The sequence below is a fragment of the Vibrio sp. MMH1-50 genome (assembly GCF_022347645.1).
Lineage (GTDB): Bacteria > Pseudomonadota > Gammaproteobacteria > Enterobacterales > Vibrionaceae > Vibrio > Vibrio harveyi.
This window is the reverse complement of the sequence record NZ_JAKRGG010000034.1, coordinates 41,687-56,739: the sequence shown is the minus strand read 5'-3', so window position 1 is coordinate 56,739 and position 15,053 is coordinate 41,687. Positions and strand designations below refer to the sequence as shown.

Below are 15,053 nucleotides of genomic sequence, written 5' to 3'. Positions count from 1 at the left end.
ACAACTTGGAAAGAGCTAGCTATTACACTGCGTTGTTTTCCTTACTCTCGAATCAATGACAACGCTCTGAATCCTGCATCTTGAAGTCACTTGGGTATAGCTCATATAGGGAATGCATCAGTCAAAAAAATGGCCCAAACTCGTCCTTATTTTGGGCCTAGGGGAAACGGCTCCTTTATAGAGCCTGCGCTAAACTTTTTGACCAACACATATTGTCGGTTAAACATAGAGAGAAATGCCGTTTCAAAGCGATGCTTTGATACATTCAGTTTAGTACAGGGCACTCGGATCGCTAGTGAACCCAGTTCCAATCATGCTTTAGAACCAAAAAGCCATCGTAAATACGATGGCTTTTCATTTATTTATAGTATTTCACTTTGCTACTAAAATAAGTTCTTATCTCGCACTAATTCACGTGGAAGACCATTTTTAACGCGGTTACTTACCCATTTCCCAAGACCAATAATCGCGCCTTCGTACTTCACGAGCACTTCGCCTTTACCCGTTTTCATATCTGTTGGAATGTTTTGCGGGCGAACATCGCGACCCATGTACCATTCTCGAGCTTCTTCAATCGTTAACTCAATTGCGTTTTTCTCGTTACCAGTTGCTAGGGCAGTTGCCACTTGATGTTGCCAGCGGTAACCGTTTTTGTGCGCTTCGGCGATTTTAATGCCCATACGCGAAAAGCGTAATTCGCCAATCATAGGTTCTAGCGCGTCAGGGAAAAGCCAAACGTCTTTATCGCGGATCCAAACCGTGCTGTCATCTGGTAGTTCGATGCCCATCGTGTTTTGTAACTGCTTAGCGATTTCTGCTGATTCTTTGTTAGACGCTTTTACAAATGGGAATTTACCCATACGTTTTTTTACTTGTGGCGCTTCTACTGCTGTAAGCTTACGAATTCGAGCTACGAAGAAGCCTTCACAGTCATAAACCTGAGGGAAGATATGTAAGAAGCCTTCTTCTGTTAGCGCCGCTTCTGCATTTTCAAACAGATCTTTTAAGCTCTCGAACTGAACTGCGTCACCAAAAGTTTCTTTAAGGTGATGGCAAACCTGTTGGTTCTCTTCGGTACTCAACGTACAGGTTGAATAAACCATCACGCCACCTGGCTTAAGAGCGTGGAAAGCACTTTCAATCAGATCTTTTTGTGTGTCTGCAATTTCAATCACCGACGCTTGCGTCCAGTTCTTCATTGCGTCTTCATCTTTTCGAACCGTACCTTCACCAGAACATGGCGCATCCAATAGAACCGCGTCAAATTGTTCTGGGAGCCAGCCACCAAACACACGACCATCGAAGTTACTTAGCGCCGCATTTCGCACACCACAACGCTCAATGTTGGCATGAAGTACTTTTACACGACTCGCGGCGTATTCATTCGCGACCAAAACGCCTTCGTTGTTCATCAACGCAGCAATTTGCGTTGTTTTAGAACCAGGGGCAGCTGCGGTATCGAGAACCGCGTCGTAGGATTCATCATCCATGAACAGGGCAGAGACAGGCATCATTGAGCTTGCTTCTTGAATATAAAATAGCCCTGACATGTGCTCAGCAGTGTTACCTAGTGGGACAACCGATTCATCCGCTTCGATCCAAAAACCCGTATCACACCAAGGAACCGGAGAAAGCGTCCAGCCTTTTGATTCTGCACGCTCCAAAAACGTTTCTACGCTGATCTTCAACGTATTAACACGAATACTTTTGCGTAATGGCTTTTGGCACGACGCGATAAAGTCTTCCATGTTGAGGTGAGCAGGGAGAATAGTTTGGATTTTTTCCAGAAAAGCTTCTGGGATGTAAACGTTAGAATGCAAAGTGAAGTCTCGATTGCAGAATTTGCCGCAAATAATATACGAAAGCGGATCAGAAACGAATAGCCAGCAAGGTTTGAGCAATAAAAAAGAGCAGCGATTGCTGCTCTTTATGTCGATAGTTTTCTCTAAAAGCATTATGGTTTTGGAATAGCAGTGCGCCACTGAGTCCAACTCTCTTCTGCTTGAGGGTATAAGTAGAAAGATTGCCCTTGTTTTGCCGCTGGTGGAATTTGTGATTGCTCAGGGGTTGAGAAAGCAATGCCGCCACGAACTAAGCTGTCAAATGTACCTGCTTTGATGTTTGCGCCTCCTAGACCAATAGAGACATCTACGCCTGAGACATTCCAGAACACACTGTTTTGACGAACAAGATATGCATATGCGGGCTTTATCTCGATTTTTGTTACCACTCGATCAGCAAACTCACCCAAGCTGACACTCGTTACACTGCCTACTTCCATTTGTCGATATAGGATAGGGGTTCCAACTTGAACTGAACCACGTTGCTCACTTTGCAGTGTGAATGACACTCCTTGTTGTGCTTGCTGGCTTTCCGCTAAATCAAACTTGAATTTCGCGGCGCCATTACCAGGTTCAACACTGATGGATTTTGATACTAACGCGCCTAAGTTCTTCACGCCACCCAGCCCAATTTCAGGTTCTGTTAGCCAGAAGTGTGACCCGGTAACGGCGATGTTGTCGACATATTCAGGAAGAATGCGCGCGGTGACTTCCACCATTTCACGACGAAAGTTTGGAACGACTAGAGTAACTTCACCGACCTTAACACCTTGATATTTAATTGGCATACCTTTGGTTACTTCTTGACTGCCATCAGTTTCTAACGCGATAACTCGACCAAACTTACGTGCTTGGTTCTGATCGGTGTATAGCTTCCAACGTTGACCCACTTTATTCTCAATGCCCGGAATGGAGTCAAAAGCAATACCACCTTTGATCAACGTTTTAAGAGGGTGAGCTTTGACGGTGATACCAGCAAGAGAGGCATCAATCTCTACACCAGAACGGTTCCAAAATACCGTCTGTTCACTGAGTAAGTGCGCGTATCGATTTTCAATGGTTGCTTTGACGATCACGCCACCATCGACCAGATTGAAATCAGATACGCTGCCAACTGGCAAATTGCGGTAGAGCAGAGGGCTACCTTTAGAAATCGGTGGTAACTCAGATGCAAAGAGAGTCAGCGTCTTAGAGCCAGATTGATTGTACTGTGCAAGCTCCGCTAGAGAAGCGCTCTGGAACAATTGGTATTCTTTCTGGATTTGTTCTTGTCCTTGGCTAACGAAGCTGATTGAACCAGTGAGAAGCTGCTTAGCTGGAGGTACTGTGACACTCAATCCTGACTCTGTAAGTTCTGCAGAAGCACTGCCTGTCACGTAGAAACGGTTGTTCGATTTAATCAGATGCTTGTACTCATTGTCGATAAGGACATCCATGAACACTTCATGCTTTGCCGCTTGCGCTTGTTTTTCATCAAGCAAACCGACTTTAATGATCGAGCCAACGACAATGCCTTTGTAAAGTACGTTTGCACCGCTGTCTAAGCCAAAGGAGTTGTCAGAAACGAGGCGAATTGCAATCGACTTCTGCTGTTGCTGATTAAATACATTCTGGCGAATGGCAGTAAATCGTCGAGATCTTTCACCTTCACCCGGGACGATGGTTAAAAAGTTTCCGCGGACAAGGTTTGCGATATTCTCAACACCAGAAAGGGAAACTTTTGCTTCTTCAAGAACAAAACGTGTGCCAGAAGTCAACATGTCACTGAAAGCAGGTTGGATTGCAGCAGACGCTAAAATCACTTCACGACCTTCAGATAGGCTTAAATCGGTGATTTGTCCTACTTCAATCCCGCGGTACATGATAGGCGCGCCTTCGCCGCTAATTTTGTTGTCATCAGGAAGCGCGATTTTGATTGGAATACCGCGCCCCGCAGTTTTAAGGTCTTTATAAAGACGGAATTCGGTATTCTCTTCAACGGGTTCGCCATCATCTGGCGAGTCAACAGCAATAGCGCCACCAAGTAGGGCGCTCATACTTTCTAGACGAACATCAACACCTTCAAAACCGATGCTTGCACCAATTCCACTTACGTTCCAAAAACGGCTGCGGCTATTAATCAGGTGCTGATACTGCTCTTGTATATTGGCTTGAATGGTTATGGACTTCGCATCATCATTCAGTTGATAGCTGAACACTTCACCAATCGGAATCTTTTTGTAGACGATTTGCGAGCCAATAGAAACGCCGCCCAAGTCTCGGCTTTTCAACTTAATGTTCAGACCTTGAGTGACTCGTAAGTCGGTAGGAGCCGATTCCAAAGCATGAAAAGTGGTTTCAAACTGTTCACCATCACCTGGCTGGATAGAAATGTAGTTACCAGAAACCAACGCATCAAGACCAGACACGCCGGTTAAACTTGCTGTTGGTTTTACTAACCAGAAACGCGTTTTATCGTTCAGCAGTTTCGTCGCTTCAGGGTAGATATCAGCGTCGACATAAATGCTGCCTAAATCTTCAGACAGGTTAATGTCGCGCACCATTCCCACTTCTAAACCTTGATAGCGGATAGTGGTTCGTCCAGCGACCAAACCCGCAGCATCGGAAAAATAGATTTGTACACGCTGTCCTGCGTCATGAATTGATTTCACAACAAGCCAGCCAGCTAAGACCATAGTCAAAATCGGCAACAACCAAAGGGGAGAAATACCTTTACTCCTCTTTACATCTGGCACATATGACGTTTGAGAACTGTTCTGATCACTCATTAATTGACTCTTTTTCTGATTGTGTTGGGGCTTGGTCCCAAATAAGCCTTGGGTCAATGCTCTCCGCCGCAAGCATTGTTAAAACGACCACCAGACCAAACGCAACAGCGCCATAGCCCGGTGTGAAGTCGAGAATTTGTCCACGATCGACCAACGTCATCATGATAGAAATAACAAACAAATCCATCACTGACCATTTGCCGATCCATTTTACTGCAAAGTAAACCATCATTCGTTGTCTTCTAAACACCGAACGTTTGAATTTGATACATAACAAGATGTAAGTCAGGCCGAGAATCTTAGCCACAGGAACGACGATACTGGCAACAAAAATGATAACCGCGATTCCGTACATACCGTTTTTAACTAAGCCTGCCACACCTGAAAAAATAGTGTCTTCCAAGCGCTTACCGTTTGTCAGCAAAATTGAAATCGGAATCAAGTTGGCAGGGAAGATCGCAATCGTCGCTGCAATTAAATATGCCCACGTTTTTTGGATAGAATTTGGTTTACGGTGGTATAGCGCATGATGGCAACGATGGCAGTTTTCGCCTTCAGGTTGCGATAAGTGGCACTCGTGACAATGCACATCTTTGTGTTCGAAGTCGTAACTGTTTTCAGGTTGCCATGCTTCCCAATAACGACGAACACTAATGCGAGAGATCAACAGAACCGTAAAAACTTGTAATAGAACAAGACCAATTAAGCCCGGTCCAACAAAAATATCGGAGTAATCTTGCAGCTTAAAACAAGAGATTGCGATGCTCACAAGGAACACATCCAACATTACCCAATGTTTTAGGTGTTGGATTAACCATAATGAAACGCGAAGCCCTTTAAACCAACGTTTATGCAACGACCAATGTGCCGTTACAACAGAACTGCACACAATAAGTGGGGCAAGAGAACTACAAAAAAGAATGAGGATAGAAAGGAGGACGAAGCCCTCTTGAAATAACGTTATCATTCCAGATGGCAGTGTCGCCGGAATCATCACACCGAATAACCGAATACTGATGAAGTTAAAAAAGTGCGAAGGTATAAAAAGTAGAATACAAGTAACAGCGATAGCGAGATTACCAGATAGGCTAGGACTACCACCACGATAGAGCTGAGTACCACAACGTGGACAATGTGCATTTTTGCCATTAGGTAGATCGACGATATCGACAGGCAATTCGCAACCTTGGCACAAGCGGACGCTATTCGGTTGCATGGCGTGTTTAGACAGAGAGGTCACAACGACCTCTCTAAACTGAATGGTTTAAGCGTGGGACTGAGTGCCACCATATAAGGTTTGATATAAGCCTTCTTGCTCAACGAGCTCACCATGGGTACCTGTTTGCGTCACTCTTCCATCTTCAAGCACATAAATCAAATCTGCTTGCTTCACCGCCGATAAGCGATGGGCGACAATAAGAGTCGTTCGACCGCGTAAGAATTCCGTTAACGCCTTATGCAAAGCCGCTTCAGTTGCGGTGTCCAGTGCTGACGTTGCTTCGTCTAGGATAACAAATTGTGGGTTGCTCAGCACCATACGTGCAATCGCTAAGCGTTGACGCTGACCGCCGGATAGGCGAATACCATTACGACCAATTTGAGTATCCAATCCGTGGTTAAGTTGCGAAATCACGTCCTGAAGCTGAGCGACTTCTAGTGCTCGCCATAATGACATTTCATCAAAGTCACCACCAAGGGTCAGATTATGCCTTAAGGTGTCATTAAATAGTATAGGTTGTTGTAAAACCACGGCAATTTTGTCGCGTATTACTTCAAAGCTGATGTCTTCTGTCAACTCATCATTAAAACGGATAGAACCAGAATTCTGACGGTAAACGCCGATCAATAATTGAATCAGGGTTGATTTACCACCACCACTCGCACCCACAAGCGCCACTTTCTTACCAGCAGGAATGTGCAACGAGAGATCATCCAACACCTTGTTTTCATTGTTGTATGAAAAATCAACATGTTCAATTTTTACATCAACCTCTCGATTTTCTTTGAAAGGATTTACTTTCGAAACAGGTCTATGTTCTTCTTCCAATTCGAGTAGATCATTAATTCGCTTAAGTGCCGCTTTTGCGCTGTACCAAGAGAATTGGATACCCAATAGTTCTTGAACAGGAGACAACATAAACCAAAGGTAACCAAACACCGCGAAAATTTGACCAATGGTAAGGTCACTGAACATTACCATTAGCATTGCAACCGCACGGAACAACTCGAAACCGATTAAAAACAGAAGGAAAGAGACACGTCCCGCAGCCTCTGATTGCCATGCATACTTGTCAGCATCGATACGAACTTGGTCAGCGCTGCCTTTTAACTGCTGGAGAAACTCTCGCTCTTTATTAGCCGCTCGTAGTTGATAAATGCCGTCAAGAGTTTCGACTAAGCGGTTCTGGAAAATCTCAAATGAATGGTTTTCTTTGCGTTTAAGGTGCTTAACCATACTTCCCAGCTTACGTGAGAAGTAAATGACAATAGGGTTGACGAGAAGAATAAACAGACCCAGACGCCAATCGAGCCAAAGTAGCACGATAGCTGTACCAATCACCGTCAGTAGGCTGATAACAAATTTAGCTAATGTAGAACCAATAAATTTATCAATGGTCTCAATGTCGGTGATAAGGTGAGCGTTGATGCCACCACTGCCTTTTGTTTCGTACTGTCGAATGCTAATACGACCAAGCTTGTCGATCATTTTACTTCGCATTTCAAAGGTGATTGTCTTTGAAACCAAGGTAAATTGTCGGCTTTGAAGAATATTAAACCCTTGGCTTGCTGCCCTCATCAGCACAACCAAGAACAGAGTAAAGAAGATATAACCCGTAGGTGTGTGCCACGCTTCAGGTAAAACCGCGTTCATTGCTGCTAAGCCCGATGCCGGTTTGTCCAATAAGACTTCATCCACCATGAGAGGCATAAGAAGAGGGATTGGAACACTAATCAAGGTCGCAAGTACAGCTATCAAGTTCGCTAGAATCAGCTTGGACTTGTGCTTTTTCACTTGTGTTATCAACCAAGAACGGCTAATAGTGTCGTTTTTCGGATTCATTGTAATTGAGAATAAGTCCTATTAAAAAGTAGGGCTGCATTTTAGCGCCATACCAACAGAATGGAAGCCTAAATAAAAAGTAGGAAGTTAATATGAACATAGAACAATACCAAAGACTTACCAAGCAAGCAGTTGCGCTTATCGAATCAGAGAAAGACTACATCGCAAACCTTGCCAACATCAGCTCTCTTCTATTTATGGAACTTGAAGACCTGAATTGGGCGGGTTTTTACCTAACGAAAGGTGATGAGTTGGTGCTCGGCCCTTTCCAAGGTAAGCCTGCTTGTGTTCGTATCCCAATGGGACGAGGCGTCTGTGGTACTGCAGCACAAACTAACAGCGTACAAAGAGTATACGATGTGCATGCATTTGAAGGTCACATTGCTTGTGATGCAGCAAGTAATTCAGAAATTGTTATTCCTTTTACTATCAATGGGGAAGTGGCTGGCGTGTTGGATATTGATAGTCCAAATATCGGTCGATTCAATGAAATTGATGAAGAAGGCCTCACTCATTTTATGGCTGAAGTAGAAAAGCTGCTTAATTCGCACGCTAACGACGCATAAATTCGCCCTCGAGTGTGGTTTTTCCTTGGCATGTCACTATAATACGAGAATATTTTTTCTTAATGCTTCGCGGAAATCCGCTCAAACCAGGAACCCTCATGACTGAAAAGTTAAAAAACAGCAAAGAAGTTATCGCATACATTGCTGAATGTTTCCCTAAGTGCTTTACTTTAGAAGGTGAAGCAAAGCCTCTGAAAATTGGTATTTTTCAAGATCTTGCGGAACGTCTAAATGAAGACGAAAAAGTAAGCAAAACTCAGCTTCGTGCAGCGTTAAGACAGTACACTTCATCATGGCGTTACCTACACGGCGTAAAACCAGGTGCAGTACGTGTTGATCTAGATGGCAACCCATGTGGTGAGCTAGAAGAAGAACACGTAGAACACGCTAAAGCGACACTTGCTGAAAGCAAAGCGAAAGTTCAGGCTCGTCGTAAAGAGCAAGCTCAAAAAGCTCGCGAAGAGGGTAAGGCGAAAGCGAAACCTGCGGCTAAAAAGCCACAACAGCCTCGTCGTGCTAACAAACCAAAAGTACAAAAAGAAAGTAAGCCTGTAGAAACACGCGCGCTAAACGCTGATGAAATCACAATCGGCAACGCAGTTAACGTGAACATGGGCAAAGGAAACATGGCAGCGACCATTGTTGAAGTCAATAAGGATGATGTACGTGTTCAACTTGCTAACGGCCTACAAATGGTTGTGAAAGCGGAGCACTTGCGCGCATAAGGGAGATACTCCTACGCATGAATTGCCGTTCAAAAGTGACACTGATTGCTGCTAGCTTCTGGCTAGCAGCATCAGCTCAGGCTCTAGAAGCCAAACTAAACAAAGATGATTTGCCGGTTCTTGCACCTGAAGTTCAGCATGAAACAGCCAGCAAACGAGTTACTTCTCGATTTACCCGCTCTCATTATAAGCATTTCAATCTAAACGATGATTTCTCCAAAGCGATCTTTGAGCGCTACGTAGAAATGCTTGATTACAATAGAAATATTTTTACTCAAGCCGATATCGACTCTTTCAAAGATTGGTCCGTCAGCCTTGATGATCAGCTTAAAGCTGGTAATAACAAGATTGCATTTGATGTTTATAATCTTTCGATGCAGAAGCGTTTTGATCGTTTTGCCTACGCATTGACTCTACTCGATAAAGAAATCAAGTTTAATACTGATGAGTTTATTGAACTGGATCGTTCTGAAGCCGCATGGCCCAAGGATGAAGCTGAGTTAAATGAATTATGGCGAAAACGCGTTAAGTACGATGCTCTTAACCTTAAAATGACTGGTAAAGAATGGCCAGAAATCAAAGAGGTTCTAGCGAAACGTTACAACAACGCGATGAAACGCATCACGCAAACTCGCAATGAAGACGCTTTCCAACTTTACATGAATGCATTCGCTCGTGAAGTTGATCCACATACTAGCTACCTATCTCCACGAAACGCGGAACAGTTCCAATCAGAGATGAATCTGTCTCTTGAAGGTATTGGGGCTGTGCTTCAAATGACCGACGACTATACAGTGATTCGTTCATTAGTTGCCGGCGGTCCAGCATCTAAGAGTAAACAGCTAGGTGAGGGCGACCGCATTATCGGTGTTGGTCAAGATGGCGAAGAAGTTGTCGATGTGATCGGTTGGCGTCTTGATGATGTCGTTCAACTAATCAAAGGTCCTAAAGGAACCAAAGTTAACCTACAAGTCTTGCCAGAAGGTAAAGATGCGAAGAGTTACGTTGTCACTATTGTGCGTGATAAAGTTCGTTTAGAAGACCGTGCGGTTAAGTCTGAAATCATCGAGAAAGACGGTAAGAAGATTGGGGTTCTTGAGGTTCCTAGTTTTTACGTTGGTCTTTCAAAAGATACCGATAAACTGCTATCTGAATTGAAGGCGAAAAACGTCGACGGTGTTATCGTTGATCTACGCAACAACGGCGGTGGTGCGCTGACTGAAGCAACGGCATTAACAGGGCTCTTCATTAAAGAAGGTCCAGTTGTTCAGGTTCGCGATAGCTATGGTCGCATCAAAGTAAATGCAGATACCGATGGGCAAGTGAGTTACGATGGTCCACTAACCGTGTTGATCAATCGCTACAGTGCTTCAGCGTCTGAAATCTTTGCGGCAGCAATGCAGGATTACAACCGTGCGATTATTCTTGGTGAAAACTCTTTCGGTAAGGGTACCGTTCAACAACACCGCTCATTGAATCATATCTACGATCTTTTCGACAAAGAACTTGGCTACGTACAATACACGATTCAAAAGTTCTACCGCATCGATGGTGGCAGTACTCAGAACCGTGGTGTTGCACCAGACATCGCTTACCCAACTCCAGTTGAGCCAAGCGAAACAGGTGAGAGTGTTGAAGACAACGCATTACCTTGGGATAGCATTGATAAAGCAAAGTATCAGACATTCCCAAGCAACGACGCGCTTGTTACTAAACTAACTGAGCTTCACAATAAACGTATTGCTGATGAGATGGAGTTCCGTTTCATCAAAGAAGATATTGAGAAGTACCGTAAAGAGAAAGACGATAATTTGTTGTCTCTTAACGAGAAAGTGCGCGAAGACGAATCAGATAAAGCCGAGGCTCTACGCTTAGAGCGCATCAATGAACGTCAAGCAGCAATGGGTAAAAAACCATTCAAAACGCTTGATGATGTGCCAAAAGATTACGAAGCGCCAGACGTTTATCTAGATGAGTCAGTTGCTGTTATGGTTGATATGCTGAAAGGCTAAAAATTCAGTCAAAACGACTAATAATTCTCTATATAAAGAGCGAGTCATAGCGACTCGCTCTTTTTTTATGCGTTTATAAAGCGGCGTTTCTATAAAAATAGGTTGTTCCTGCGCTTAATTTGCACTAACAATTTACGTGATGTAGATCAAATATTTCGCGAAAATGAGATCTAGAGCCTAAGCTAAAAGAAAACGATAAGGATACCGTTATGAAATGGTTCATTATTTTACTTAGCTTTTGCTGCTTTAGTGTTTCTAGCGCGGAAACCAACAAGGAAGACGAACTTAGTCACTTTGACACTCCATTCTTGATCGGAGATTGGTATTTGATGAATCCAAACCCTGATGATTCTTCAGAAAACTTTAGAGCGATAAAACTCACCCTTGGCTCGGACTACACGTTCTCTATCGACATTCAGAAAAAAGATTACTCAATCGACCATTGGGAAGGACTCTATAACGCCAATGAGGACACCATCGTCCTTGGGTTGAATACTGATGAACCGCAAATTTATGCATATCGTAATAACCACAACACTCTAGACTTGAATGGTGTAACCTTCACTAAGGGGTTGTCGAATGCACTTGCAGGTATTTGGTCAAGCTCTCAAGTTGGAGGGGATGGCATGCTTGCAAATAACATCAACCAAATGGACTTAATTCTTCAACCAGACTTTGTATTTATGTTTAGAGTGTCAAATGAAGAAGGTGAAGAGGCAGTGAAACAAGGCGTGTTTTACACAGAAGGTGAGCATCTAGTTCTTTTGTACGAGAACGGAGAGCACGGAACCCGCTATACATTGAACCAAAACGAGCTGACGATTCAAGATTCTAACGGTGATATGTACGCGGTACTTAATCGAGTAACACCATAAATGATTCATCACCATTATTTCACGCAGGGTTATTAATAGTGAAATATTCTGATGTTGATTAAATGTTAAACAGAAAGCGGAGCTAAGCCACTAAAAGCTCCGTTTTTTTATAGAAAGACTTGTATTCTGATACCACAACCCCTACAAATAGCTTATATCGTGATACCAGTAAGAGGTGTTTGAGCCTCTAGTCCTGGTATTTTTGTGGTTCTATATACAAGGATTTATGGACATGTCTCAAGCTCCCCAAGCGAAATATCGCAAAGATTATAAAGCGCCATCTCATACAATTACCGATATTGATTTGACGTTTGATCTTTATGACAACGACACGATCGTTACAGCAGTATCAAAAGTAGTTCAAAAGGGTGAATTAACCACATTAGAACTCGATGGTGAAGGGCTAGAGCTACGCTCTGTAAAAGTGAACGATGAAGACTGGTCTCATCATGAAGTCAAAGAAGCCTCTTTAGTTCTTACCGATCTGCCAGCAGAATTTGATTTAGAAATCGTTACTAAGATCGACCCGGAAGCAAACACCGCACTTGAAGGTCTTTACAAATCAGGTGGTGCGTTCTGTACACAGTGTGAAGCAGAAGGCTTTCGTCGTATTACTTACTACCTAGATCGTCCAGACGTTCTTGCGAAATACACAACAAAAGTGATCGCAGACAAAACCGTGTATCCATTTCTATTAAGCAATGGTAACCGCGTAGCTGAAGGTGAGGCAGAAAATGGTCGTCATTGGGTTCAATGGCAAGACCCACATCCAAAACCTGCTTACTTGTTCGCTTTGGTTGCCGGTGACTTTGATGTACTACGTGATAAATACACAACCACATCAGGTCGTGAAGTAGACCTAGAAATCTTTGTCGACAAAGGCAACCTCGATCGCGCGGGTCATGCAATGACTTCGCTGATCAACTCAATGAAGTGGGACGAAGATCGCTTTGGTCTTGAGTACGATCTTGATATCTACATGATCGTTGCGGTTGATTTTTTCAACATGGGTGCAATGGAAAACAAAGGTTTAAACATCTTCAACTCGAAGTTTGTGCTTGCGAATGAAAAAACCGCGACTGACCGCGAATACCTTGGCATTGAAGCGGTAATCGGTCATGAATACTTCCACAACTGGACGGGTAACCGCGTGACTTGTCGCGATTGGTTCCAACTGAGCTTAAAAGAAGGTCTAACGGTATTCCGTGACCAAGAGTTTTCGTCCGATCTTGGTTCACGCGCAGTAAACCGCATCGACAACGTTCGCATTATCCGTGGTCCTCAGTTTGCGGAAGACTCAAGCCCAATGTCACACCCAATTCGCCCAGATAAAGTTATTGAAATGAATAACTTCTACACGCTAACCGTGTACGAAAAAGGCAGCGAAGTGATCCGCATGTACCACACGTTACTTGGCGAAGAAGGCTTCCAAAAAGGCATGAAGCTTTACTTCGAACGTCATGATGGTACAGCGGCAACGTGTGAAGATTTTGTTTCTGCAATGGAAGACGCAACGGGCGTTGATCTTAAACAATTCCGCTTATGGTATAGCCAATCGGGTACACCAACACTTCGCGTAAACAGCGAATATAACGCTGAAGCAAAAACTTACGCGTTAACGGTTGAGCAATTTACTGAAGCAACGCACGACCAAGCAGAAAAACAAGCGCTACATATTCCATTCGATATTGAACTATACGCACAAAATGGTGATGTGATTCCACTGGTTATCAACGGTGAATCCGTACACAACGTTTTGGACGTGAAGCAAGACAAGCAGACTTTCGTATTCGAAAACGTTGCAGAACAACCAGTACCATCATTGCTTCGTGAGTTCTCTGCACCGGTTAAATTGGAATACGATTACAGCGATGATGAACTGATTTTCTTGATGAAGCACGCAACGAACGATTTTGCTCGTTGGGATGCAAGCCAAATGCTGCTAGCGAAATACATTCGTCAAAACGTAACTAACGTTCAAGCGGGTGGTGAGGTTAAGCTATCAGAAGACTTAATCGATGCATTCCGTGGTGTGTTACTTGATGCAAACCTTGAACCTGCGTTTATTGCTCAAGTGCTTTCTCTGCCTTCCATCAACGAAATCACTGGTTGGTACAAGCAGATTGATATCGATGCGGTAGATACGGTACTGAATAGCATTACAGTGTCACTTTCTAAAGAACTAGAAGATGAACTGAGTGCTACTTATCACGCATTGAACCAAACAGAATACAGCATTGACCATGCAGCGATTGGCAAACGCGCTCTGCGCAACCAGTGCTTGCAGTTCTTGGCTTACACTGAAAAGGGTAACGAGCTAGCAAAAGCGCAGTATGAATCATCAAACAATATGACCGACACAATTGCGGCGATGAGTGCAGCGAACAGTGCACAACTTGAATGTCGTGAAGCGTTAATGGCGGATTACAGCGACAAGTGGAAGCACGATGGTCTGGTTATGGACAAATGGTTTGTTCTTCAGGGCAGCAACCCGATTGAGAACGCACTTGAGAAAGTAAAAGAAACCATGAGCCACGAAGCGTTTAGCTTGAAGAACCCGAACCGCACGCGCAGTTTGATTGGTTCGTTCTTGAACGCAAACCCAGTACGCTTCCATGATAAATCTGGTTCTGGCTACCAATTTGCTGGTGAGATCCTTCGTCACTTGAACGATAGTAACCCACAAGTGGCGTCCCGCATGATCGATCCTCTATTGAAATTCCGTAAATACGATGAAGGTCGTCAAGCGCTTATTCGTGTAGAGCTTGAAAAGCTTAAAGCGATGGACAATCTAGCGAAAGACTTATTCGAAAAAGTGACTAAAGCACTAGACGAATAATCGACAAAAGAATAGGGTGGTCATTACGATCACCCTAGTTTTTTGTTCTGACAACAATCCATTTTCATGAACCAGTATTACTTCTCTCTCAACATCTCTTATCAAACATTTCTTTCACACTACTCTGGTGCCGCAAGTTCTGTACAAGTCATTACTGACAATGGTTTGAGGGTGCAACTAGATGCATCAAAATTTCGACCGTTTCTTAGTCAATTAGGCATTAGAGGTCGTTTTAGACTCACAACTGACCAAAATAATAAGTTTCTAAAGTTAGAAACTCTGTGATGCCTGATATTCCTAGTGAGTTAAACAGGAATCTTAGTCACATAATCAAACATTTCACCTCCTACCACTGCGAATTTTTGT

General features: G+C 43.6%; 10 protein-coding genes. 6 read left to right on the top strand and 4 right to left on the bottom strand.

What is annotated here, in order from left to right; translation table 11 throughout:
• Positions 1-383: 383 nt before the first annotated feature.
• The 4 genes from rsmF to MHO32_RS20075 form a co-directional block, all read right to left on the bottom strand.
• Positions 384-1,820 (bottom strand): 16S rRNA (cytosine(1407)-C(5))-methyltransferase RsmF, encoded by a 1,437-nt coding sequence (gene rsmF / locus MHO32_RS20090; protein ID WP_038898057.1) that lies wholly within the window; start codon positions 1,818-1,820, stop codon positions 384-386.
• Between the two features lie 134 nt (positions 1,821-1,954).
• On the bottom strand, positions 1,955-4,609 hold the full coding sequence (locus tag MHO32_RS20085) for an MlaD family protein (protein WP_239213633.1): 2,655 nt from the start codon (positions 4,607-4,609) through the stop codon (positions 1,955-1,957).
• The gene (locus MHO32_RS20080; RefSeq protein ID WP_026000329.1) at positions 4,602-5,849 is read right to left on the bottom strand and encodes a paraquat-inducible protein A; all 1,248 of its coding nucleotides are present in this window, start codon (positions 5,847-5,849) and stop codon (positions 4,602-4,604) included. Before MHO32_RS20080 ends, MHO32_RS20085 begins: the two co-directional genes overlap by 8 nt.
• 24 nt (positions 5,850-5,873) lie before the next feature.
• Complete coding sequence (locus tag MHO32_RS20075) at positions 5,874-7,670, bottom strand: ABC transporter ATP-binding protein (RefSeq protein WP_239213630.1); 1,797 nt, start codon at positions 7,668-7,670, stop codon at positions 5,874-5,876.
• A gap of 92 nt (positions 7,671-7,762) precedes the next feature.
• On the opposite strand from MHO32_RS20075, the gene MHO32_RS20070 reads away from it, so the two are divergent.
• The 6 genes from MHO32_RS20070 (at position 7,763) to MHO32_RS20045 (ending at position 14,972) form a co-directional block, all read left to right on the top strand.
• Complete coding sequence (locus MHO32_RS20070) at positions 7,763-8,236, top strand: GAF domain-containing protein (RefSeq protein WP_005446801.1); 474 nt, start codon at positions 7,763-7,765, stop codon at positions 8,234-8,236.
• 98 nt (positions 8,237-8,334) lie between these two features.
• On the top strand, positions 8,335-8,961 hold the full coding sequence (proQ, locus tag MHO32_RS20065) for an RNA chaperone ProQ (protein ID WP_005446802.1): 627 nt from the start codon (positions 8,335-8,337) through the stop codon (positions 8,959-8,961).
• A gap of 17 nt (positions 8,962-8,978) precedes the next feature.
• Positions 8,979-10,973 carry a carboxy terminal-processing peptidase gene (prc, locus tag MHO32_RS20060; RefSeq protein ID WP_005446803.1) on the top strand — a complete coding sequence of 665 codons (1,995 nt, stop codon included), beginning with the start codon at positions 8,979-8,981 and terminating at the stop codon, positions 10,971-10,973.
• Between the two features lie 209 nt (positions 10,974-11,182).
• Complete coding sequence (locus tag MHO32_RS20055; protein WP_005446804.1) at positions 11,183-11,848, top strand: hypothetical protein; 666 nt, start codon at positions 11,183-11,185, stop codon at positions 11,846-11,848.
• A gap of 232 nt (positions 11,849-12,080) precedes the next feature.
• The gene (pepN, locus tag MHO32_RS20050; RefSeq protein ID WP_239213628.1) at positions 12,081-14,687 is read left to right on the top strand and encodes an aminopeptidase N; all 2,607 of its coding nucleotides are present in this window, start codon (positions 12,081-12,083) and stop codon (positions 14,685-14,687) included.
• A gap of 66 nt (positions 14,688-14,753) precedes the next feature.
• Positions 14,754-14,972 carry a DUF2835 domain-containing protein gene (locus MHO32_RS20045; protein ID WP_005446806.1) on the top strand — a complete coding sequence of 73 codons (219 nt, stop codon included), beginning with the start codon at positions 14,754-14,756 and terminating at the stop codon, positions 14,970-14,972.
• The last annotated feature ends 81 nt before the right edge of the window (positions 14,973-15,053 follow it).

Coding starts and splice junctions, on each gene's coding strand:
- MHO32_RS20085 (WP_239213633.1), bottom strand. CDS start 4,609: ATGAGTGATCAGAACAGTTCTCAAACGTCATATGTGCCAGATGTAAAG.
- MHO32_RS20075 (WP_239213630.1), bottom strand. CDS start 7,670: ATGAATCCGAAAAACGACACTATTAGCCGTTCTTGGTTGATAACACAA.
- MHO32_RS20070 (WP_005446801.1), top strand. CDS start 7,763: ATGAACATAGAACAATACCAAAGACTTACCAAGCAAGCAGTTGCGCTT.
- proQ (WP_005446802.1), top strand. CDS start 8,335: ATGACTGAAAAGTTAAAAAACAGCAAAGAAGTTATCGCATACATTGCT.
- prc (WP_005446803.1), top strand. CDS start 8,979: ATGAATTGCCGTTCAAAAGTGACACTGATTGCTGCTAGCTTCTGGCTA.
- MHO32_RS20055 (WP_005446804.1), top strand. CDS start 11,183: ATGAAATGGTTCATTATTTTACTTAGCTTTTGCTGCTTTAGTGTTTCT.
- pepN (WP_239213628.1), top strand. CDS start 12,081: ATGTCTCAAGCTCCCCAAGCGAAATATCGCAAAGATTATAAAGCGCCA.
- MHO32_RS20045 (WP_005446806.1), top strand. CDS start 14,754: ATGAACCAGTATTACTTCTCTCTCAACATCTCTTATCAAACATTTCTT.